Annotated in this window: 14 protein-coding genes; 7 read left to right on the top strand and 7 right to left on the bottom strand. The window is 43.3% G+C overall.

The window, feature by feature from the left end; translation table 11 throughout:
- Positions 1–57: 57 nt before the first annotated feature.
- A complete protein-coding gene (gene rppA, locus L8106_RS01430; RefSeq protein WP_009782374.1) occupies positions 58–762 on the bottom strand; it encodes a two-component system response regulator RppA in 705 nt (234 codons plus the stop codon).
- 125 nt (positions 763–887) lie between these two features.
- On the opposite strand from rppA, the gene L8106_RS01425 reads away from it, so the two are divergent.
- Both L8106_RS01425 and L8106_RS01420 read left to right on the top strand, forming a co-directional pair.
- Positions 888–1,550 (top strand): cobalt transporter, encoded by a 663-nt coding sequence (locus tag L8106_RS01425; protein ID WP_009782373.1) that lies wholly within the window; start codon positions 888–890, stop codon positions 1,548–1,550.
- 19 nt (positions 1,551–1,569) lie between these two features.
- Positions 1,570–4,662, top strand: a complete 3,093-nt coding sequence (locus tag L8106_RS01420) for a CusA/CzcA family heavy metal efflux RND transporter (RefSeq protein ID WP_009782372.1) — start codon at positions 1,570–1,572, stop codon at positions 4,660–4,662.
- 167 nt (positions 4,663–4,829) lie between these two features.
- Here L8106_RS01420 and L8106_RS01415 read toward each other — a convergent pair whose 3' ends face one another.
- Positions 4,830–7,040 (bottom strand): ATP-binding protein, encoded by a 2,211-nt coding sequence (locus L8106_RS01415; RefSeq protein WP_039895305.1) that lies wholly within the window; start codon positions 7,038–7,040, stop codon positions 4,830–4,832.
- A 181-nt stretch (positions 7,041–7,221) separates the two neighbouring features.
- Positions 7,222–8,493, bottom strand: a complete 1,272-nt coding sequence (purD, locus tag L8106_RS01410) for a phosphoribosylamine--glycine ligase (RefSeq protein WP_009782370.1) — start codon at positions 8,491–8,493, stop codon at positions 7,222–7,224.
- A 727-nt stretch (positions 8,494–9,220) separates the two neighbouring features.
- Between purD and L8106_RS01405 the strand changes: the two genes are divergently transcribed.
- The 4 genes from L8106_RS01405 to L8106_RS01390 all read left to right on the top strand — a co-directional run bounded on the left by L8106_RS01405 (position 9,221) and on the right by L8106_RS01390 (position 20,118).
- Complete coding sequence (locus tag L8106_RS01405) at positions 9,221–12,556, top strand: GAF domain-containing protein (protein ID WP_009782369.1); 3,336 nt, start codon at positions 9,221–9,223, stop codon at positions 12,554–12,556.
- 470 nt (positions 12,557–13,026) lie between these two features.
- Entirely contained in the window at positions 13,027–16,227 is a 3,201-nt protein-coding gene (locus L8106_RS01400) for an alkaline phosphatase (RefSeq protein ID WP_009782368.1), read from the top strand.
- A 205-nt stretch (positions 16,228–16,432) separates the two neighbouring features.
- Positions 16,433–16,822, top strand: a complete 390-nt coding sequence (locus tag L8106_RS01395) for a hypothetical protein (protein ID WP_009782367.1) — start codon at positions 16,433–16,435, stop codon at positions 16,820–16,822.
- A 509-nt stretch (positions 16,823–17,331) separates the two neighbouring features.
- Positions 17,332–20,118 carry a CBS domain-containing protein gene (locus L8106_RS01390; RefSeq protein WP_009782366.1) on the top strand — a complete coding sequence of 929 codons (2,787 nt, stop codon included), beginning with the start codon at positions 17,332–17,334 and terminating at the stop codon, positions 20,116–20,118.
- A 77-nt stretch (positions 20,119–20,195) separates the two neighbouring features.
- Here L8106_RS01390 and L8106_RS01385 read toward each other — a convergent pair whose 3' ends face one another.
- The 3 genes from L8106_RS01385 to L8106_RS33370 form a co-directional block, all read right to left on the bottom strand.
- On the bottom strand, positions 20,196–20,477 hold the full coding sequence (locus L8106_RS01385) for a hypothetical protein (RefSeq protein ID WP_009782365.1): 282 nt from the start codon (positions 20,475–20,477) through the stop codon (positions 20,196–20,198).
- Between the two features lie 277 nt (positions 20,478–20,754).
- Positions 20,755–21,831: an adenylate/guanylate cyclase domain-containing protein gene (locus tag L8106_RS01380; protein ID WP_009782364.1), complete on the bottom strand. Its 1,077-nt coding sequence runs from the start codon at positions 21,829–21,831 to the stop codon at positions 20,755–20,757.
- Complete coding sequence (locus L8106_RS33370) at positions 21,809–22,192, bottom strand: hypothetical protein (RefSeq protein ID WP_009782363.1); 384 nt, start codon at positions 22,190–22,192, stop codon at positions 21,809–21,811. The genes L8106_RS01380 and L8106_RS33370 overlap by 23 nt, the downstream gene beginning before the upstream one ends.
- A gap of 297 nt (positions 22,193–22,489) precedes the next feature.
- On the opposite strand from L8106_RS33370, the gene L8106_RS01370 reads away from it, so the two are divergent.
- The gene (locus tag L8106_RS01370; RefSeq protein WP_009782362.1) at positions 22,490–23,797 is read left to right on the top strand and encodes a pentapeptide repeat-containing protein; all 1,308 of its coding nucleotides are present in this window, start codon (positions 22,490–22,492) and stop codon (positions 23,795–23,797) included.
- A 1-nt stretch (position 23,798) separates the two neighbouring features.
- Here L8106_RS01370 and L8106_RS01365 read toward each other — a convergent pair whose 3' ends face one another.
- Positions 23,799–24,431: a TenA family protein gene (locus L8106_RS01365; RefSeq protein WP_009782361.1), complete on the bottom strand. Its 633-nt coding sequence runs from the start codon at positions 24,429–24,431 to the stop codon at positions 23,799–23,801.
- Between the last annotated feature and the right edge of the window lie 93 nt (positions 24,432–24,524).

Raw genomic sequence — 24,524 nt, 5'->3', positions numbered from 1 at the left:
TGGATAATGGATAATGAATAATTGATAATGGATAATGAATAATTGATAATTGATAATTCAATATTCAATTAATGACGTATTAAATCGATAACCCTGACCGGGAATCGTTTCAATCGGACAATCGCACCCGTAACTGGCTAATTTTCGTCTCAATAACCGCATTTGTGCCGCAACAACATTACTGATCGGTTCCTCATTAAAATCCCAAAGTTGATGGCGAATTTTGCTTCCGGGAATAATGCGATCGCGATTTTGCATTAAATAAGCCAGAATTTGAAACTCTTTAATTGTCAGAGGAATAACGGTAGGAGAAACCTCACTTCCCTTAACACAGAGGGCATTATTGGCATAATCGAGGCTAAATGTACCAATAGTCAGCGAAGGCGGTTGCAACTGGGGCGATCGCCTTTGAAGCGCCCGCAACCGGGCTAGCAATTCCTCCATCACAAACGGTTTAACGAGGTAATCATCCGCCCCCGCATCCAGCCCTTTAACGCGGTTTTCCGATTGTCCCAAAGCCGTCAACATCAATATCGGCAAAGGATTCTGATGCACTCTCAGACGCTGACACAACTCCAACCCGGACAAACCCGGAAGCAACCAGTCAAAGATCGCCACAGTGTAATCTGTCCACTGACTTTCCAGATAGTCCCAGGCTTGAGTGCCATCAATTACCCAATCAACCACATATTTTTCACTGACCAAAACTTGTTTAACAGCTAGTCCCAAATCGGTTTCATCTTCGGCTAACAAAATTCGCATTATCCTAAACAAACCCTCACGAGCTAGATTTTATCGAACAGTCTGCGATTTCACCTGAATTTCATCCGTCCTTTGGCACACTATGGATGATCTTTGTTTAACCTGCATTTTTGTGAGGAGGCAGTATGAAACCCATTTCTATTATTAGCTCTATTTTGACTATCGGTTTAACCCTGAGTACGCCTAACCTTGTACTAGCCCACGTTGGACACGGAGACGAATTTCAAGCCGAAGGCGGAATCGAACGGGTGCAAGTTAATCCCGAAACCGATTCAATGTTAGGTATCGTTGTCACCCCCATCGAACAAGCTACAACCGATGGAAACGGGGTGATGGTTCCCGCAACGGCATTAGTTGATTCCGATGGCAAACAGCTTGTTTTTGTGCAGTATGAAAGTTTCTATGAACCGGTTCCCGTGACAACTGGCGCCAGCGAAGGCGAATTAATTGAAGTGACTCAAGGATTGTCTGTTGGGGAAAATCTAGTCACTCAGGGTAGCTTATCCCTTTACGCCGAATCCCGCAAAACCCAAACCGTCGATGTAGCAGCCAGTCCAGCCCCAACATCTTCTCCCCAAACCGATATTACTCATGCTCAAGCAGATACTCAAGGAATCCCTCATAGCCACGATACTGCGGGAAATCTGGTTGAGTCGGATGCTGTTGCTCAACAAACCAGTGAAATAGCTGAAGAATCTGGAGGTTTCCCGATGGGAATTTTAGCAGCCCTGGCTGGGGGAGTAGTGCTGTTAGTTGGGGGATTTGTTGTTATGGGCAACCGCAAGTAAAGGGGACTTCTGATTTAGAATGTTTAACTCAATCCTCAATAATACGCTCAAAACTTCGATCGCCCATCGTTGGCTAATCGTTGCGGGTGCGATATTCGTTACCGTTTGGGGGGTTTTCAGTATCAGCCAAATGCCCCTAGATGTCTTTCCCGAATTTGCTCCTCCTCAAGTTGATATTCAAACCGAAGCGGTGGGATTGGCACCCGAAGAAGTCGAAACCCAAATTACCGTACCGATTGAAAGTGCGGTGAATGGCTTGCCGGGAGTAACGACGGTGCGATCGTCTTCCAAAGTAGGGCTGTCGATGGTGCAAGTGGTGTTTGACCAAAATGCCGACATTTACAAAGCACGGCAATCGGTAACAGAGCGCCTCCAACAAGTCACCAACCAGCTACCAGAGGGCGCACATCCCCCAGAAATTTCGCCTTTGGTATCCCCCCTCGGCACGATATTACAGTATGCTTTCACGGTCAATGAACAGGGGCAAACTTCCCTGATGGATCTGCGCGGCCTGGTGGAAGTCACCCTCAGCAATCAAATTCTCTCGGTGCCGGGAGTCTCTCAAGTGACCATTTACGGGGGCGACGAACGCCAAGAACAGGTTTTGGTTGATCCGGCAAAATTGCGATCGCTCGATGTTTCCCTAACTGATGTTACCAATGCCGCCAGAGGCGCAAATTCTAACGCTCCGGGCGGTTTCCTCATTGGCGGGGGTCAAGAACTTTTGGTGCGGGGAATTGGACAGGTTAACTCGATCGAAGACTTGCAGCAGTCGGTGGTGAAGGTACAAAACGGCATCCCCATTTTGCTACAAGACGTGGCGGAGGTGAAAATCGGTGTCGCCCTCAAGCGGGGTGATGCGAGTTTTAACGGGCAACCTGCGGTTGTCTTGATGATTAATAAACAGCCCGATGTGGATACTCCAACTGTTACCAAAGCAGTCGAAGCGGTGATGGCATCGTTGCGGCCAACGTTTCCCCCCGACGTGGAAATCGTTCGCACTTTTCGCCAGTCTAATTTTATTGATTCTGCCATTCGGAATGTTAGCGGTTCTCTGATTCAAGGGATCATTATCGTGTCGGTAATTCTGCTGCTATTTTTGATGAATTGGCGGACTGCTGCTATTACTTTGAGCGCCATTCCCCTTTCTTTATTGGTCGGGTTAATGTTTATGAAAGCCTTCGGTTTGGGCATTAACACGATGACTTTGGGCGGTTTAGTTGTTGCGATCGGATCGGTGGTTGATGATGCGATCGTAGACATGGAAAATTGTTATCGGGGACTGAGAAACAATCAAGCTCAGGATAATCCTAAACATCCTTTTCTGGTGGTTTATGATACCTCTGTTGAAGTGCGTTTGGCGGTGATTTTTTCGACGGTAATTATTGTGGTTGTTTTCGCCCCGATTTTTAGTTTAACGGGTGTGGAAGGGCGAATTTTTGCGCCGATGGGGTTGGCTTATTTGCTGTCGATCTGTGCGTCTACTTTGGTGGCGATGACGCTTTCTCCGGCGCTTTGTGCGATTTTATTGGCTAACCAAACTTTGCCCCAAGAAGGCACGTTTATTTCCCGTTGGGCGGAACGTTTGTATCGTCCTTGGTTGAATGTGTCGTTGCGATCGCCTCAAATTATATTAACAATGGCGCTCGCTGCGTTGGTTGGAACTTGTGCGATCGTTCCGTCTTTGGGGCGGGTATTTTTGCCCGAATTTCAAGAGAAATCGTTGGTAAATTCAATGGTATTGTATCCGGGAGTTTCTCTGGATATGACGAACCGGGCGGGGATGACGTTATCGAATTTACTTCAGGATAATCCCCGTTATGAATGGGTGCAAGTGCGGGCGGGGCGAACTCCCGGCGATGCGGATGGGGCGGGGGTAAATATGGCTCATGTTGATGTGGAACTCAGCGATATTGCGCTCAAAAATCGCGAAGCCAGTGTTAAGGAATTGCGAGAAACTTTTTTAAAATTACCGGGGGTTGCTCCTAATATTGGCGGGTTTATTTCTCACCGCATGGATGAGGTTTTATCAGGGGTGAGAAGTGCGATCGCGATTAAAATTTTTGGGCCTGATTTGGGAGAACTGCGTACAATTGGCGAACGGGTTCGAGATGTGATCAAGCCGATTTATGGGGTTGTAGATTTGCAGCTTGAACCGCAATTACCTATCCGCCAGGTGCAAATTAAATATAATCGTAGATCGGCAGCAATTTATGGGTTGAGTATGGAACAATTATCAGAGATAGTGGAAACGGCGCTTAATGGTCGGGTGGTATCCCAGGTGGCGGAAAATCAGCAACTGATCGATATTTCTGTTTCGTTAACCAAGAATGCTCGCAATAGTTTGGATGCCATTCGTGGGATTACGATTTCTACTCCGACGGGTCAAATTATTCCTCTGAGTGAGGTTGCTGAGGTTGAATATGGCATGGGAGCAAATGTTGTAAATCGCGAGGATGTTTCGCGGTTAATTGTGGTTTCTGCCAATGTTGCCGAGCGGGATTTGGGGAGTGTGGTTGGCGATATTCAAGCCACAATTAAACAGAATATTCAACTGCCCAACGGTTATTTTATTCAGTATGGGGGTCAGTTTGAAGCCGAACAAAATGCGACCAATAACTTGCTAATTTACAGCATTTTGGCGGCGTTTGTGATTGGGGTGTTGATGTTTTTTTCGGTTAAATCACTCCCGGCTACAATTGCGATTATGATGAATTTACCGTTGGCGTTGGTTGGCGGTATTGTCTCGATTTTAGTGACGGGCGGCGTGATTTCTGTTGCTTCTCTGATCGGTTTTATTACGTTGTTTGGGGTGGCGGTTCGTAATGGTTTGTTGTTGGTGGATAACTATAACAAAAAGTTTGCTCGGGGAATGTTTCTTAAAGATGTAATTGTTAACGGTTCTTTGGAACGGGTAAATGCGATCTTGATGACGGCTTTAACTTCGGCTTTGGGTATGTTACCTTTGGCGATCGCTAGTGGTGCTGGAAATGAGATTTTACAACCTTTGGCGATTGTAGTTTTGGGCGGTTTATTTACGTCTACGGCGTTAACGTTGTTGGTTATTCCCGCTCTTTACGCTCAGTTTGGTAAGCGGTTAATACCCAAATAAAAAAACAATGCCGTTGAGAGCAATTTTCCGGTTAATACCGCACCGCCATCATCATTAGACTCGCCATTTTAGCGGATTTACAGGGCGATCAAGGGGATTAGCTATCTTCTGATCGCTGTTTTAAAAAACAAAAAAGGTAAGATAAAATCCAAGATGATCGCCCCCCTTTAGTTGTTGTTGCTCGGTAAAGACTTATTAATATATTCTATATCTTGTGTGTGAGCCTGAAAATCTTGAACATCTTGGTAGACAGCTAAATCAAACCAAAATGTGGTACCGATACCCAATTCACTGATCAAGTGTACTTGACTGCGATGTTTTTCCATAATATGGCGAACAATGGATAGTCCTAACCCAGTTCCTTCTAAGGTATGAACTCGATTTTCAACTCTGTAAAATCGGGTAAATACAGCTTCTTGATCTTCGGGTGCAATTCCACTTCCCGTATCAGAAACTTCGATTCGCACATATTGAGGTGTATAAGGAATTTCTAACGCGATTTTGTCATCTAATGGACGAGGGGGGGGTGGTGAAATAATCCAGCCCCCTTTTTCGATTTCTTCGGCTTCTTTGCTAAGAACTTTGGGTTGCTCATCATCTAAAAGATAGGCGCGAATAATCACCCGTCCTCCGGCTTCAGTAAATTTGAGGGAATTCCCGACTAAATTTGCAAAGACTTGTAGCAATAGATCATAATGACCTAAGACAGCCGGTAAGTCGGGTTCAAAATCCTGACTCAATTCTATTCCTTTGTCTTTGGCGTTGAGTTGGTAGGTGCGTAAAGTTTGTTCAATTGGTTGAGCAATATCGATACCTTCAAAGTGATAAATTCGACAAGATTCTAACCGGGATAAATCTAATACATCATTCACTAAACGAGTCAAACGATCCGTTTCATAATTAGCAGTTTCTAAAAATTCTCGTCGTTCAGCTTCGGTTAAATCCTCACCATAATCATGAAGGGTTTCTATAAAGGATTTAATATTAAATAGTGGGGTTCTCAGTTCGTGAGAGACGTTACTAATAAACTGACTTTTGGCTTCATTTAATTCAACTTCTCGGGTAATATCCTGAATGGTCATCGCAATTCCTTTCAGACTATCCCGATATTGATCTTCGAGTTTTAAGTGATCGTTGTGTTGATACAAATTACATTCATTAGCTTGGGGATATTCGGGAGAATTACACGTCTTATTGGTATGGCTAAAACAACTTCCACAAAGGGGATCTAATCCCGGTGCTTTATGTAATAGAACTGTATTGAGGAGAATTCTGAGAGTGCGATTTGTGGGTTCGCCTAAAGAACAGCGAAATTCTCCTCCTTCTTGATTTCCACTCGCGATTTGTTGTAAGGGTAGAGAGATTTCTTGTAATAACGGTAAAGGGAAATGATTGATCACATTTTCCCCAATGATGCTTTTTCCATCCCAGTTTAATAGACGTCGAGCGGTGGGATTCACTAAGATTAAATTCAACTGAGCATCTAATAATATTGCTCCGTCTGCTATCGTTAAAACGAGGGTTTCTAGTTTGGCTTTTTCGGCGGTTAACTCCTCAATATTTTGGGCTTCATAGCTTTCGAGTTGTTCAGCCATTTTATTAAAGCTAATGATTAATTCCCCCAGTTCTCCACCAAAGGGTAAATCAACTCGTTGCTGAAAATTCCCAACTGTAATATTTTGAACTCCTCTTAATAGTTCTTTAATCGGTTGAGTAATGGTTAACGCATTAAAGACCGCCCCTAAAATCACCATAACCCAAATTGATACAAACACCGCCAGAGTTACATCCCGTGTTAAATTTGAGGAGACAACAACGGTGGGATTCGGGTTAATTCCAATGGCTAAAATTCCCCAATATTGTCCTTCATCCATTAAGGGAACAAACACATCTGTCACCTGTCCACCGGGAGTCATGTGTTGGCGTACCATCGGAATAGAAGTAAAATCTCCGGCTTTGATACTGGTAATAAAATCATCGGGGAGTTGCATCCGCCGTCTGAGCGTGAGAGAATTTTGAACGGCAGAATCAGAAAAGGGTAAACCGAGAAAGATCTCCCCATCTGGGTCAGCGTACAACATATACCGGACACTGGAGGTACTGGTATAAAATTGTCGAGAAAAACGGGCAACTTCATCGCGTCGGTTTTCGGCGATCAAGGGAGCAACATTGGCGGCTAACAGTAAGCCTAAATCTCGACCGTAGCGGGTATCATTGAGACGTGCATCTTCTTGAATGGCATTAACCGCCCAGAAGGTTAAACCACTCATCAATAAGGAAACAACCAGAGTGGCTCCGGCCATTAATCGGGTCTGGAGGGTAAACTCCGACCACCAGTTTGCGATAATTTCACCAATTTTTTTCAGAATTGCTATCATCTCCCGACGGTTTGAGATCTGAGATTTTTGCAGTTGGGATGAAGCCATGAACCATAGGGTTAGTTTACCGAACTATTCACTATCATGCCCACTGCTGATTCTAAGTTAAGTTTTGTTAAACAGGCAAATTCTCTATTTCCAGAACTCCTCATAAATGACGAGTCATGGGGTGAGATCTCTGCTAAAGCGAGGCTATCCGAAAGCCAATATCGCGCCGACAATACATCTGCTCAAACTGGATACAGTCTAACGCTTCATAGGAATTTGTGATGGCTTGTTCAAAAGTCGAACCGACAGCAGTAACGCCTAGAACTCGCCCCCCATCGGTAATCACTTGATCCCCTTGCAGTTTTGTTCCGGCGTGAAATACTGTTGCACCTTTGGCTTCTGCCTGTTCTAGTCCAGTAATAGCGTAACCTTTTTGATAAGATCCCGGATAGCCACCACTCGCCAAAACCACACAGACCGCGACTCCAGGTTTCCAGGATAGGGGCGGAAATTGAGCTAACCGTTGTTGACAGCAAGCCAGTATGAGTTCATCGAGAGGAGTGTCTAACAACGTGAGAACCGCTTGGGTTTCGGGATCACCAAACCGACAGTTAAATTCTAAAACTTTGGGTTCTCCATCTGGGGTAATCATTAACCCGGCATAAATCACCCCTCGATAGTCAATTCCCCACTTTTGCAAAGTCGCAAGCGTAGGTTCGAGAACTTCAGTTTGAATCCGTTGTTGTAAGGAATCTGTCAAAATGGGTGTCGGAGCATAAGCCCCCATTCCCCCTGTATTTGGGCCTGTATCCCCTTCACCAATCGCTTTATGATCTTGGGCGGGAATTAACGAACGAATGGTTTGACCGTCTGTGAGGGCGAGTACAGAGACTTCTTGACCGATTAAATATTCTTCGACCACCACCGTCTGATTTTCCTGGCCAAATACGCCAGCAAAAATCTCATCAATCGCAGCATGGGCGAGTTCGACCCGATCAGCAACCGTCACCCCTTTTCCGGCGGCTAAACCATCGGCTTTAATGACTATCGGCGCTGTTTTGACATAGGCTTTGGCTGTCTCTGCATCAGTAAATACTGCGGTTTGGGCGGTGGGAATCTGGGCTTGCTGCATGAGGTTTTTCGCCCAAGCTTTACTGGCTTCGAGTTGCGCCCCGGCTTGGTTGGGGCCAAATACAGGAATATTGTCTTGTTGTAAATAATCGGTAATCCCTAACGCGAGTGGCACTTCCGGGCCAACAACGACGAGAGAAACGTTATACTTTTGAACAATACGTTTGATTCCCTCAAAGTCATCTACAGCAATCGGATGATTCTGACAGCCTTTGAGAGTAGCGGTTCCTCCGTTTCCTGGGGTGCAGATCACTTGTTTAACATTGGGCGATCGCAGTAATGTCCAGGCGAGGGCGTGTTCACGGCCCCCATTTCCAATAACTAAAACATTCACGGGAAATAGTCCGGTAGAGTGGAAGCCCCGTGTCTTTAGACCGGGGAGGAAACTCGACACGAGCGGTTTTAACCGCCTGTAAAAAAATTAATGGGGGTATGGTTGCCCCCAACACCCATTTCTGGGGTAATGTTTGCCTCGCATAAGTTATCGGTCGGTACTTTCCACAACACACTGTCTTACCCCTCGTAGGACTGTTTAATGCTGTGGTTCTAGAGCCGGAGACTGGCCACGCATCTCCGGGTAGGAACGTTAACTCTTGCCGATAACGTAGCCCTCAAGGGACTTAGGCTGGTCAGCTACCTAAAAAGAGAAGCATGATGCCCCGTCTCTTTAGAGCGGGGTGCTGACGTTTCGTAGCTCGACAGTTGATCGATTGTAGTTTGATTATTTTATCAAAACTTGGGAGTTGGGATGTTTGATAAGATTTGCAACTTTTTAGACAATTGATCAAGAGGTTCACTGGGTTCATCCTATCCAAGTGAGAAGGAGAAACGTTAAAATCGATCAGGTGAACTTCGATCTCTTTGCATCTTACTTTTTTTCTGCATCTTACTTTTTTGCCTGAATTTATTGATTTTTAGAGTACAGATACACACAGATTGAAGCTTTGTGAACAGGATCAGCGACTTTAACAATCAATTTGGCAATTGATCAAACACGATGGGGTTCATCCTATTGGGGCAATGTTTAAATTCAGTATTTATAGAAATTTGAGAGGTTGGGCGTGGAAATTTCAAAACCACAGACGATCAAAGTTAACTTAGAGTATGGTAGTGTACTGCATCGAATTACTAATCGCATTCGACAGTCCCTAGAACTGACCGAGATTTTAGCCGCAACAGCCGCAGAAGTTCGTTTACTGTTAGGAACAGATCGCGTCAAAATTTACAAGTTTCATCCAGATGCGAGCGGTCAAGTGGTGGCTGAATCGATTTTTGAAAACCGTTTACCCTCACTTTTGGGGTTGAATTTTCCAGCCGGAGATATTCCACCAGAAGCCCGAGATTTATATATTAAATCACGAGTTCGTTCTGTGATCAATACTGAAACTCAGGAAATTGGTCATAGTCACTTTCAAGAACTTGATGATGGGACAACTCACGGTGAAGATATTCGCTATCGTCCTCTGAATCCTTGTCATTTGGAATATTTGACTGCAATGGGGGTAAAATCTTCAGTCTCTGTTCCGATTATGAATCAAGATCATCTTTGGGGATTGCTTGTTTCTCATCATAGTGAATCTAGAACAACTCCAGATGAGGAATTGCAATTATTACAAACAGTGGTTGATCAGCTTTCGGTAGCGATCACTCATTCAGAATTATTAACTCAAGCCGAAGAAAGAGCTAACTTACAAACTTGTATTAATCGCATTAATAGTTTTCTCCATTCAAGTTCGACTATCGAGTTGCAACCTGCTTTAGAAGAAATTATTACCACTTTAGCAGGATCAGGCGGGCGACTGTGTATTAAAGCGAATCCTTTTAATCTCAAAGATAACACGATTAAAAGCTTTGAGGATTGTCTAAAAAGTCAGAGTGTACAGATTTATATACAAGGGGAACAGCCTCAGATTGCTGAAAATGCTCTCTATCCGTTGATGGAACAATATAGTGTTTGGTCAGAGCATTATCAATCAGAAAATTATGAGATTTGGGCGATTTCAGATATCTTTAAAGAAGACAAACTTCGGAACTTACAATCTGCTTTTTATCAGACAAAAATCCGCAGTTTATTAATGATTCCGCTTCATTATCGACAAGAATTATTAGGATATCTCAGTATTTTTCGAGATGAACTGGAAACCGAAAAGTTGTGGGCAGGACGAGTTGAAGACGACAAAAGACAGCTTTATCCGCAGATTTCGTTTGAAGTCTGGCGCGAACAAAAACGGAGAGAAAGGCCGAAATGGACGGAAAATGAACTGGAATTAGCGCGATCACTCGGACATCAGTTTTCCTCAGCGATTTATCAATATCAAATGCGTCAACAGATGCACGTTCTCAATGCGAGTTTAGAAATAAAGGTTCAGGAACGAACTTTAAAACTAGAAGAAACAGCCCATAACCTTCGGAAAGCAACAGAACAACAGCGAGTGTTGTTTGATGTAGTGACAAAGATGCGAAACTCACTCAATTTAGAGATAATTTTTCGCACAACCACAAAAGAATTATGTAAATTTCTCAAAACAGAACGAGTTTCAGTCTATCGCTTTAATAGTGACTGGGGCGGTGAATTTGTTGGAGATTATGAGTTTGTTGATTCGCAATGGTCTAACCTAGAAATTGGTGTAAATACGGTTTGGGATGATACTTATTTACAAGAAACTCAAGGGGGACGTTATCGCAATGGTGAAACGTTTGTTGTGAATGATGTTGAACAAGCGGGATTAACAGATTGTCATCTTGATATTCTTCATCAATTTCAGATCCAAGCATTTGCTACTGCACCTATTTTTGTCGGACAAAAGTTGTGGGGAATTTTAGCCGTTTATCAACATACTTGTTCTCGGAAATGGGAAACTTCAGAGGTTCAGTTTATTTCTCAAGTCGCCACTCAATTAGGTGTAGCTATTCAGCAAGCTCAACTCTTAATTCAAACTCGTAAACAAGCCCTAAAACTCAGACAAGCCGCAGTCGATAGTCAACGAACGGTAAAACAACAACAGGTTTTGTTTGATGTCGTCGCAAAAATGCGCGATTCTCTCAATATTCAGAAAATTTTTCAAACCACAACTCAAGAAACAGGACGTGTCTTACAAGCAGATCGGGTGGTTGTTTATCAGTTTAATGAAGACTGGAGTGGGGAGTTTATTCATGATTATGAATTTGTGCTTCCTCAATGGAAAAGTTTAGTCGATTTAGGGGTAACAAGTTGGGAAGATAGTTGTTTACAAGAAACTGAGGGCGGACGTTTTCGAGAGGGTAAAACACTAGCGATTAATGATATTTATAAGGCTAAATATTCTCCGTGTCATCTAGAGATTTTAGAGAAACTACAGGTCAAGTCCTACTTGATTACTCCTATCTTTTTTGGACATAAACTCTGGGGTTTATTAGTGGCTTATCAACATTCAACGACAAGACGTTGGCAAGCGCGAGAAGTGGGTTTTTTCTCTCAGGTTGCTGCTCAACTTGGAGTCGCGATTCAGCAAGCTAATTTATTAAATAGAACCCAAAATCAAACTGAAAAGTTAACCCAAACATTACATCAGTTGCAGAAAACCCAAACTCAACTCATTCAAACTGAAAAAATGTCCAGCTTGGGACAACTGATTGCAGGTGTTGCCCATGAAATCAATAATCCTGTTAACTTTATTTATGCTAATCTTTCGCCGATTTCTGAATATGCGGAGAATTTGTTAACGTTGTTTTCTTTGTCTCAAAAAAACTGCGATCAAACTGATCCAGAAATGGTCAAATATGCTGAAGATGTGGATCTTGATTTTGTCGCCGAAGATTTACCAAAAGTCATCGATTCTATGAAAATAGGTGTAGATCGAATTCGTCAGATTGTACGATCACTTCAAAATTTCTCTCGTCTTGATCAATCAGAAGTTGAAGCGGTGAATATTCATGATGGGATTGACAGTACATTGATGATTTTACAACACCGTTTGAAAGCAAATGGAGAGATAACTGAGATTAAGGTGATTAAAGAATATGGACATTTACCGATGATCGAGTGTTATCCCGGACAACTAAATCAGGTGTTTATGAATCTTTTAAGTAATGCTATTGATGCGATTAGAGACAGAAACAAACAAAAATCTATTGAAGAACAAAAGGTTGATTCAGGAATAATTCGGATTTCTACAGAACTGATGATTAATAATCGGGTTCTCATCCGTATTATTGATAATGGAATTGGGATGTCTGAAATGGTTAAAAATCGCATTTTTGATTCTTTCTTTACTACGAAATCACTAGGAAAAGGAACAGGTTTAGGGTTGTCAATTAGTTATCAAGTGGTGACTGAACAGCATAAAGGTGAACTGAAATGTCATTCTGTTGTTGGAGAGGGAACAGAGTTTTCTATAGAAATTCCAATTCGTCAGTAATAATTTAGTTTTGTATATTCACCTCAACTTCAACCTCTCTCCTACCCTCTCCAATTCTCCCTGCGCCATTTTGAAAGGCCAGGGTTATTTCATTCTAAACAAAAAATTTCGGGGTTGATGGGGTTAGTAGGACAATTGTATCTCTCCTTGTAGGGGAAATTATAGATAGGATGAGCGATATTTATGAAAATTATAATGACATTTTAAGTGAATGAATTGTTTTTATAAAAAAAGTATTCGAGTTTAACCGAAAAATAACTTAAGCATAATTTATATTTAATCTCAATGAAATAATCTACTTTGAGAGTAAAGTTTTTTAAAGATTTTCACTCTGTGCATCTGGGTGTACCAGTAAGTTTTTGCCGGAAGTTCGTCTCTTGAATTGAGCTTTGAAGTCTGAACAAATTCACTTCAAGCTCGATGAGGTTTTTACGTCAACAAAATCAACATCTACCTGACAACACAGCAAAATGTCTAACAGCGTTATCTTCATTCATCCCGATGGAACCAGTCCATCTCACTTTGCTGCGGGTCGTTTTGTCCAAGAAGGGCCGGATGGTCGCCTCAACTGGGACGAAATGACCAATGCCGGGGTTTATCTCGGACACATGGAAGACCGACTCGTGGGAACCTCCAACGGTGGGGCGGTGGTTCATGCGATGGGCGTTAAACCCTTTGCCGGATCTTACGGTTTGGATGAAAACGGCGATCCGATTGTTTCCCTGTCTAGCCTCAGCCCCGAACTCGGTGGCCCCGACCTGGGCATTGACCCCGGAATGACGATCATGGAAGAAGCGATCGCCGCCGGAAAAGCCACTGCCGTGATCAACTCCGGCTTTATCGCTGAACCCGGAACAGGCGTATTTTTAGCCGATGTGGTCAACCGAGGCGAAACCGAAGAAATCACCGCCGAAATCGTCGAATCCGGCGTTAACGTTATCTTGGGTGGAGGCGAAACCGACTATCTCCCCGTCGGAACCTTCGGTTTTTTTGGCGAAGAAGGGACTCGCGAAGATGGCCGCAACTTAGTTGAAGAAGCGGAAGATATCGGTTATACCATCGTTTATACTCGCGAACAGCTAGAAAGTTTGCCGGAAGATACCCAAAAAGTTCTGGGGATTTTTGCTGCTGAAGACACCTACAACGACACTACCGAAGAAGCCAACGTTGAAGCGGGTTTGGAAAACTACGGTCAACCCGGAAACGAAAATCCGCCCACCATCGCCGAGATGTTAGAAGTAACATTAGGCTTGGATCTGTTCTCCCCGGAAAACGAAAACGGCTTCTTTGTGGTGATGGAAGAAGAAGCCACCGACAACTTTGCCAACAATAATAACGCTCGGGGTACAATCGAAGCGGTTTTGCGGGCCGATGATGCCATTGGTGTTGCTCAAGACTACATCGAAAACGTTAAACCCAATACCCTGTTAATTACCGCAGCAGACAGCGATGGAGGCGGTTTAGAAGTTGCTGACCGTCGAGGTGAAACCGTTGGCAGCGTTGGTGTTAACCCCACTTTACCCGATCGTTCTGATGCCGTTCAAGTTCCCTACGATGGGGCTAGCGGCCGCGACACCGAACCGTTTGTTTCTGCACCCGATGCCAATGGTAACCAGTACACCTTCGGAGTCGGTTTTGCCGGAACCCCCGACTTTGCGGGGAGTATTGTTTCTAAGACCTTCGGTTACAACGCCGATCTGTTACCCAGTACATTGGATAACACCGACATTTACCGGGTGATGTACCAAACGCTGTTCGATGTGGAACTGCCCTCGCCCGTTCCCGCCGAACCGCCCCAACCCGCACCGGAACCGACCAAAGACACCGGAAACGTCATCTTTATTCACCCGGACGGTACCAGCCCCTCCCATTTTGCCGCCGCCCGTTTTGTGGAGGAAGGGCCGGATGGTCGCTTGAATTGGGATATGATGTCCAACGCCGGGGTTTATCTCGGACACATGGAAGACCAACTGGTGGGGACTTCCAACTCTGGGGCGGTAACACACGCCACCGGAACCAAAGCACCTGCGCCTTCTTTTGGGTTCGATGAAAACGGCGTTCCCGTTATTTCTCGTTCCGGGGAGCGGGGAATGACCATCATGGAAGAAGCGATCGCCGACGGCAAAGCCACCGCTATTATTAATTCCGGTATTATCGCCGAACCCGGAACCGGGGCATTTTTAGCCGATGTGGTCAACCGAGGCGAAACCGAAGAAATCACCGCAGAAATTTTAGAATCTGGTGTTGATATTATTTTCGGAGGCGGTGAAATTGATTATCTGCCAGAGGGAGAAGTGGGTTTCTTTGGGGAAGTTGGAAGACGCGAAGATGGTCGCAACCTGATCGAAGAAGCCGAGGAAATGGGCTACACGGTCATTTACACCCACGAACAACTGCAAAGTCTGCCGGAAGATGCTCAAAAAGTTCTGGGGATTTTTGCAGCAACTGACACCTACAACGACACCACCGAAGAAGCGAACTTTGCGGAAGGTTTAGAAAACTACGGTCAACCCGGAAACGAAAATCCGCCCACCATTGCCGAGATGTTAGAAGCGGCATTGCCGATCTTATCCACAGATCCCGATGGCTTCTTTGTGGTCATGGAAGAAGAAGGCACCGATAATTTCCCCAACAATAATAACGCTCGTGGCTTTGTGGAAGCGATGCAACGGGCTGATGATGCGATCGGTGTGGCGATGGACTTCGTTGACAACCAAGACCCCAACACCTTGATTATTACCGCAGCAGATAGCGATGCGGGGGGTTTGGAAGTTGACGATCGCAGTGGGGAAACGGTGGGAACTGTTGGTGTGAACCCCACATTAGCGGATCGTTCCGATGCCATTGAGGTTCCTTTTGATGGGGCGGAAGGACGCGACAGCGAACCGTTTATTTCTGCACCCGATGCCAATGGCGATCAGTATCCCTTTGGTATTGCTTATGTGGGAACGCCGGACTTTGCGGGTAGTATTGTTTCCAAAACCTACGGTCTGAATGCGGATTTATTGCCGAGTACCGTTGATAATACCGAAATCTACGAGGTCATGTACCGGACGCTGTTTGGTGATGTTCTCCCCAACTTAATTGATGGTACACCCGCCGATGAAACGTTGGTCGGAGAGGATGCCAATGACCTGATCCGGGCGGATATCGGTAACGATGTGGCCGCAGGCGGTTTGGGCGATGATATCATCTACGGTGAAGAAGGGGATGATACCCTGCGAGGTGACGAAAATAGCCGTTCTCCGGGCGGTACGGTTGGCGGTGATGATATCATTTATGGCGGTTTGGGCGATGACCAAATTGGCGGTAAAGCGGGGAATGACCAACTGTTCGGCGATGAAGGTAACGATCTCATCTGGGGCGATGATGGCGATGACCTGATTGATGGCGGTTTAGGAAATGATACCTTAACTGGGGATGATTTCTCAGGCGGTCAGGGTGCTGATACCTTTGTTTTGGCCGTTGGTGAAGGTATTGATACGATTGTTGATTTTGAAGTTGGAATTGATTTGTTAGGGTTAAAAGGTGAACTCAGTGCGGATCAACTCTCGATTTCTCAAGTCGGAAGTGATACTGAAATGAGTTTCAATGGCGAGATTTTAGCGATTTTAACAGGTGTAAACGCGGCTGATTTAACGGCTGATGATCCCTTTACTCTGATCGCCTAATTCTGGGATATCAAAAATCTGAGTTCTGACTCGGTAAAGTTGTTTATGAATAGGGGTGGTTTTTAACCGCCCTATTTTTTTGGGAAAATTCATAGAGATTTTCTCGGGTTAGGCTTGAGAACACGCGAAGAAGCTAAAATTTAATTACAGCAAGCATTTCACTTTTACCTCTTAATCCATATGGCAATTTAAGGAATTTCAGCAAATGAGTCAAAATTATTGTAAGATGTTATGGCGATCGCTGTTAATTTTTCCGATAATTGGATTAATCAATTTATCCGAAATTCCTAAAACCTTTGCTCAAAGTTTACCCAGTCCCCTTGAGACTGCGGTGGTTGAAGCTGTTCAACAACCAGGACTTCCCACACCTGAAGTAACCAAAGTAACAGTAGAAGGTTTATTTGGTTTAGCAACTTGGGTGATGGGAGAAGCAGGGGGAATGGTCGCATTAATTAATAATGGTAGAAATTGGGAAGTTACTCGTCTTCCCGGTGGTGTACCCGACGCCGAAGAATTGAGTCGTTTGTCAGGAATTCCCGTTGAGATTTGTGAGGAATTATTATCTCAACATTTGGGAAAATCCTCAAAAAATTGATTCCAAGTTGTTCATAGTTGGCTGCATTGGAATTGTTATGCTGCGCCGCTATAATCGCAGAAAACTCAATATCAGACCCAGAATAAATATTGAAAACCTCAATTGTAAGACGGGGACTTAATTCATGTTTAAACAAGTGCTGATAGTTATTTGCAATAAGTGTGATAAAACCAGACTTATTTATTCCATAAATATCACCAGTAAATTTGTCTAAAATTGTATCTTTCAAATCCTCAATATTATTACTTTCTTAGGGTTTATTGAATCTCTTAAACAGCAAGAGTGGGGGTTGGGGAAGATGTTCGTGATCACAAGATTTTTCCTGAGTGCTGGAATAAATTCTATAGATATCTTTGACAACAGTATATATAAGTGTATTTATCACAACTCTCAAAGGTAAAAGTTAGGAGCCTTGTTTAATTAGATCATGTCTTAGGATGGTTATAATTTGGCTCAAAAAGAACTAAAATAAACTCAAGCTATTTCCTAACGTCGTTTCTTTATTTCTCATGCACCTAATTTTATGTCATACCACCGCAGATTTTGATGCTTTGGGCGCCGCTGTTGGACTGTCGCGTTTGTATCCGGGAAGTAAAATCGTTTTAACAGGCGGTTCTCATCCAGCCGTGCGAGATTTTTTAGCCTTACATCGGGATGAATTTCCCCTCATTGAACGGCGTTCTGTTAACCCTGAAAATATTCGCTATTTGACTGTTGTTGATACTCAAAATCGCGAACGTTTGGGAAAAGCATCGGAATGGTTTGATTTACCCAATTTATATGAAATAACAGTCTGTGATCATCATCCCGATAGTGAGTTAAATATTCCCGCAACCAGCACTCAAATAGAATCCATTGGTGCGACAACAACTTTAATCGTTGAAAAACTACAAAATGCTGAAAAACAACGCCAAACTGAAGACACAAAATGGCTGCTAACCGCCGCCGAAGCAACGGTAATGGCATTAGGAATTCATGTGGATACGGGTTCACTAACGTTTGAAGGAAGTACAGCCAGAGATGCCTTGGCGTTGGCGTGGTTGATGGAAAATGGCGCGAGTTTACAGGTAATAGCAGAATATATTCAACCCGGATTTTCCAACCAATTACAAGATTTATTAACAGTTGCATTAGAACAACTCAATCAAGTCACTGTTCATGGTTATCAAGTGGCTTGGGTTTTACTCGAAACAGAAGATTATGTTCCGGGTTTATCGAGTTTAGCTTCCCAACTGCTAGAAATTACCGAAAGTGATGCGTTATTACTGGGAAATTGTCAGCAAAATAAGAAGAAAGAAACCGAACGTTTAACGGTTATCGGACGTTCTCGCATCGAAGAAACAAACCTCAATCAATTATTTAAACCGTTCGGAGGTGGGGGTCATGCTCAAGCCGCTTCTGTCGTGATTAAAGATACCAATCCTCAAGAAAAGTTAGCTGAAATTGTCGAAGAATTTAAAACACAAATTCCCCATCCTCCTGTTGCTCGTGAGTTGATGTCTTCTCCCGTTAGAACGATTCGTCCAGAAACAACAATTGCAGAAGCACATCGAATTTTACTGCGTTATGGTCATTCGGGTTTATCAGTAGTAGATGAACAAGATCAATTAGTCGGAATTATTTCCAGACGTGACCTTGATATTGCACTGCATCATGGCTTTAGTCATGCTCCTGTAAAAGGGTATATGACTCCCCAATTAAAAACGATTACACCCCATACAACGTTACACGAAATTGAGTCTTTAATGGTCACGTATGATATCGGACGTTTGCCTGTTTTAGACGGGAATAATTTAGTGGGAATTGTCACTCGAACTGATGTTTTGCGACTCCTACACCAACAACAACGTCCGCAAAAAAAAGCAGGTCAAGGTTGTATTCCCGGTTCAACGTGTAATTCTATTCAAGAGTTACTTGAACAGCGTTTGGCACCGCCATTATTAGAACTGTTGAACCGACTGGCTAAACTCACCCAACAACGGGGTTGGCAACTTTATTTAGTGGGGGGAGCGGTACGAGATTTGTTGTTAGCTGACCCCGAAAAAACGCTATTATTAACGGATATTGATTTGGTGGTTGATGGCTGTCATCAAAGTTATGAAAATGCAGAAAATAATCAACAAAACAGTACAAATCCCCCGGCTGTTGAATTAGCCTCTGCGTTACAAAAATCCTATGCTAATGCTCGTTTAGATGTTCATGGTCAGTTTCAAACGGCTGCTTTATTGTGGCATAATGATCCGGTTTTAGATTCATTGTGGATTGATATTGCAACGGCGAGAACAGAGTTTTATCCCTATCCCGCAGCGAACCCGGAAGTCGAAGCGAGTTCAATTCGTCAAGATTTGTACCGACGAGATTTTACAATTAATGCTTTAGCGTTGCGTTTGACTCAACCCTATGAAGGTGAATTATTAGACTTTTTTGGGGGAATGAATGATTTACAAACGCGAAATATTAGAGTTTTACACGCGAATAGTTTTATTGAAGATCCAACCCGAATTTATCGAGCGGTACGGTTTGCAGTACGGTTAGGATTTGAAATCGAGTTTCAAACTAAAGATTATATTCTGTATGCGATTAATAGCGGGATTTATGAAAAAGTCCAATCCGAAAATTACTCGACTCGCCAACGAGTTCCGGCTTTGGAAACTCGGCTGAAAAGTGAGTTAAAATATATTTTGCAAGCGCCTTACTGGAAACCTGCTTTACAACTTTTGGGAGAATTAAAAGCGTTGCGGTGTATTCACCCGACGTTAGAATTAAACCCGGAGTTGTGGCGACAAATTCGATTGGTAGATCGGGGTTTGCGTCGTTTTGATCCTGAGAAAACTTTAACTCATTGGCAAATGCGACTAGAGGTTTTAATTGCTCATTTAGCACCGCAATATCGAGGTGATGTGGCGGAAACGTTACAATTTTCTCTAGACAGCATTGAACGACTTCAACAGTTAGATTCGGCTTTAGCCGAGGTGGTGAAATTCATGCCAGAATGCCAATTAGCCAGTCAATTTTATCGACTATTAGTGCCTTATGATTTGCCAACATTAATCCTAATCGCAGTTCAAAGTCCGCGATGGGTTCGACATCGAATTTGGCAATATTTAACCCAGTGGTGGAATATTAAACCGTTGCTCAATGGTAATGATTTGAAAGAACTAGGGTATAAGCCGAGTCCTCAGTTTAAGCAGATGCTTGATGACCTATTGGTTGCAACAATAGATAAAGAGATATGCGATCGCAAATCAGCAGAAGCCTTTATTCAGGCGAAATATTCGTTGCTAGAGGACTGTTGAGCTGAATATGCTCAGGTTGGCATCCCATACAATATTGGTGTTGGGTTGTGCCTAAAAACTGGAGAAGTTTTCCCAAATTAGTTATGACCATAGGGGTCGCGGCATCCCAAGTATGTAACATCAAAGCTTTCTCCAGAGTCAACAGCTTCAGTTTCTAGACCGGAGAGAATTTGGGTACGGCTGAGACGAGCATTTTGACGAGTTGTGCCGCCGATGCTGCCGTTTGTCCAACCACTGTCACCGACTTTGTACTTGTAGCCACAAACGATGTCTTGTCCTGTGGTACCGATTGCTTGAGCAGGTAGACCTACGTTTAGTCCGACGAAAGCAACGCTGATGATTCCAATAAGCTTCTTCATCCAAAACCTCCTAGTATATACTGTACTTACTTGGCTTTAATTATTACTTTATAGCTTCTTCCACTTTGAATCCGTATCTGTTTGCACTGATCGAAAAAACTTAAAATGTTATCCTAAGAACAAGCCTTAAATCCAAATTTAACTCTCTATTTTTCCTTTTGAAAAGTTATTTAATTTTATTTTATAAAGAAAAAATAGGCTGAATTAATCTCCTCTATCCCGTTATCAAACTCTCTTAATTTGAAATTTTTAATATTCTCTCAATGCTAAAAATAAATTAAGTCTTGACTTGAGACTCTACAGCAGTCGGTTGACGACTTTTCAGCCAATAGGTGATCATTTCGCCGCGACCCTTGACTTGAACGATACCGCGTTTTTCTAATACATATTTATGCTTTAATAATTCATAGGTGCTGCTGCTGACCTGGATTTCACCGATTTTTCCGTGAGATTCCATCCGGCTAGCGATATTAACTGCATCCCCCCAGAGATCGTAGGAAAACTTCTTCAACCCAATCACACCCGCCACCACGGGTCCTGTATTAATCCCGATCCGGATATTGAGAATTTTATTATCTTCTCGTTTAAATCGATAAATTTCTTGCTGCATATCTAACGCCATATCTGCGATCGCTTCGGCATGATCTGTTCTGGGTTTGGGTAGTCCTCCGACAACCATGTAAGCATCTCCGATGGTTTTGATTTTCTCTAAACCGTGTCGTTCCGCCAGGCGATCAAAACTGGAAAAAATTTGATTGAGTAAACTCACCAATTCTGTCGGAGAAATTTGAGAGGCGAGTCCGGTAAAATCAGTAATATCAGCAAATAAAATCGTGGCTTGTTCAAAGCGATCAGCAATTAAACCGGGTTGTTTTTTAAGCTGTTCGGCAATAGCTTGAGGTAAAATATTCAGTAAAAGCTGTTCTGATTTTTCCTTTTCGACTCGCAAGGCATCTTCGGCTTGTTGACGTTCGGTAATCGCTTGATGAATTTGAGTAAACATTTGTATAAAAGCGGAAATCACATCTCCTAACTCATCGTGACGTTGAGTTGAAGCCGAATAAAATTTGGGAGGTTCTTGATTTTTGTAAATCGATTTTCCAGCGGCAATTAAATCAAGCCGAAGGTTTAAAATCGGTGTAATTACCATTTTTTCTAAGACAATCATTGTCCCGATCACCACAAAAATAGAAATAATCAGAACTAATCCAGCAATTCGGATAATAAAAAAATGAACTTCTTGTTTTATTTGATCAGCATCATGGCGAATGACGACTAAATACTCATCTTTTAAAGAGAGGAGATTACAAGCAACGTCATAGCGATCGCGGCTATGGAGTGTTGAGATAAACATCCTCCCCAAGTTTGGCTTGAGAAAAAGAGAGTTGAGGGGGTTCACCAAATTCGCCGATGCGTTTTCCGTCTGGAAGCTTGTAAACCAAACCCCCCTTAATATTGGCATCAAGCTGTTCGAGATACATTAATTGTTTTAAAAGTTCGGCTTCGGATTGATAAGGATAAGTCTTAATAATCCAAGCAACCTTACCTGAAGATATCATGGTAAGTTGTTGTAAAAGTTCCTGCTTTCGGCGAGAAACAGAAGGCACTAAAATAATGAACTCAATTAAAAAAATACTGGCTAAAATCCAGACTGAGATTCGTTTAGATAAACGTGCGTTTAAAAATCTCAGCAATAGTCTCAAACGAGATGACATTGCTACAACCTCCTGTCGTGGGTAAACAGAAATAGGATTCGAACAAATTGGGTAGAAAGAACAGAAGCTTTTTCCCCTTATTAATATATTTATTGTGGCTCGGTATCCGCACTAGACCCTGGAATGTATGCCACAATTAAAGACCATCAGCAGATTAGGGATTTTATGCTCTCAAGTTCGAGCTTAACATACACCTCCGTTCGCGAACGCTAGTCAGCTTGGGATCAGTTTCGGTACAATCGACATAAGGATTGCATCCTAGAATTAATCGCTATTTAAACCCAGTTCCCCTAACCTATGACCGAGCAACCTAACTCCCAATCGCCGAATCCTACAGAATCCGATAGAAATATAGAGAGTTCAAATGGAATACCTGCAAACAATGGAGTGATCATCAATACTGGGGAAGCGCAAATCTCGACAACCCGCGAAGAATTTGAACAAGCGGTTTCGGCGCCGGCGAGTCAATACACCTTAACCGGAAATCTAGAAGTAAAGTCTCCCAGCAACTTCCTGGCATCTGTGATTACTTTAGCTGCCGTTGCGGTGATGATTTTGGGGTTGGCACTGGATAATATTTGGGTGGGATATCTCTGTGCTTTCGTGGCTTTGTTTGCATCCCTGCGGATGATCTGGCCGAGTTGGGGTAATATTTGGACTTCGCTGATTCCCCCGGTATGGCGCAGCTTGATTATTGCCAGCTTTGGGATTTTAGCGGCGATCGCAGGTTTGCTGATGTTGAGCGGCTCAAACAAAGATTTTGGCAGTCGTAATATAGTAATTAACTGGGATGCGATTGGTGCGTTAGGAGAACTGATCGGCGCGTTAGGTCAGATTTTAATTGCGATTTTGGCGGTTTATGTGGCGTGGCGTCAATATGTGATTTCTAGAGATTTAACGATTCAACAAAACCTGATTACTCAACAGCAAACGATTGATGCTTATTTTCAAGGTGTTTCTGATCTGGCGTTAGGAGACCAAGGACTCCTCGAAGACTGGCCCCAAGAACGGGTAATTGCGGAGGGACGAACGGCAGCTATTATTCGCAGTGTGAATGCAGAAGGAAAAGCTAAGATTTTACGGTTTCTCTCCCAAGCTAAACTGATTACTCCTCTAAAACGCGATCGCCATCTGGGTCGGCCTATTCTCGATGGGAATGGTAGTTATGCTGAAGATCGTTTAGAAGGAATTCGGGTGATCGACTTGGGTGCAATGTTGGCTTGTGCAGATTTAGCCAGAACGGATTTACGCCGAACCGATTTAGCAGAAGCTAATTTAGTCAAAGCGGATCTCAGTGGTTGTGATTTAGTACGAGCGAACTTATCCCGTGCGATCCTTTATGAAGCCAATCTCTCTGACGCAACTCTCAGAGCAACAAAATTATTTTACGGTTCATCAGAAACCGCAACTCCTCGCAGTCGCACAAAAATGCCGGACTATAAAACAGGTCAGTATACAGGGGTTGTGATCGAAAATGCCAATTTTACGGGGGTTGATGGCTTGTCTGATGAAAATCGTTACTATTGTTGTACTTGGTGTGGAGAGCAGTCAAGAAAAACAATTCCTGGTGGTTGTGAAGGGATTCCTAATAAGTTAGGACGGTAAATTAGGCAATCGTTTGACTCTGTTCCCAAGCCGACTGAAAAAATTCTTGTTCACATAACATCGCATAACGGTAGATTGTATGAGCTTGGGATTCATCAACACTGTAGCGATTCGTTAGGTCTTCGAGTTTTTGGGTCAGTTGTTCAAATTCATCGCCGCTATAGGTTTTAATCCAGTCCGTATATTGATGATTGGGAATCTCAGGTTGAGCAAGTTTTTGACCTAAAAAAGCATACAATCGCATACAGGGGGTCATCGCCGCTGCGATCGCACCGATATCTCGACTCCAAGCTGTAGTTAATAAAAATTCGGTATAACGACGGGTAGCGACTCCGGGTTGAGTGGTTTGTAAGTTAATCTCCCACATTTGGGCATAATTTTGATGGAGTTGTAGTTCTTCTAGGACTCCGTTGGCGAGATAGTGAAATAGCTGAAAGCCTTCCCAGTCAGGAGCTTTAGCCGCAGCAATACTATAGGCGCGAGCAAAGGATCTGAGAAAAAAGGCATCCTGACCCACATAAAAAGCAAAGCTATTTCGCGGCAAAGTTCCCTGAGCAATACCTTGGACAAAGGGATGTTCAAGGCAGGCAATGATTAGGTCTTGGTTGGCTTGCCATAAATCACTCGATATCATAGAAGTAGAAGGTTTTCTGACACTTCAATTAATAAGTTTATCTTAAAAGCCCGGCTGAATCTACCCTAATCCCTAAACGCTCTTACCCTAAAA

The sequence above is a fragment of the Lyngbya sp. PCC 8106 genome, assembly GCF_000169095.1.
Taxonomy (GTDB): Bacteria; Cyanobacteriota; Cyanobacteriia; order Cyanobacteriales; family Microcoleaceae; genus Capilliphycus.
This window is presented reverse-complemented; position numbering and strand designations above follow the sequence as displayed.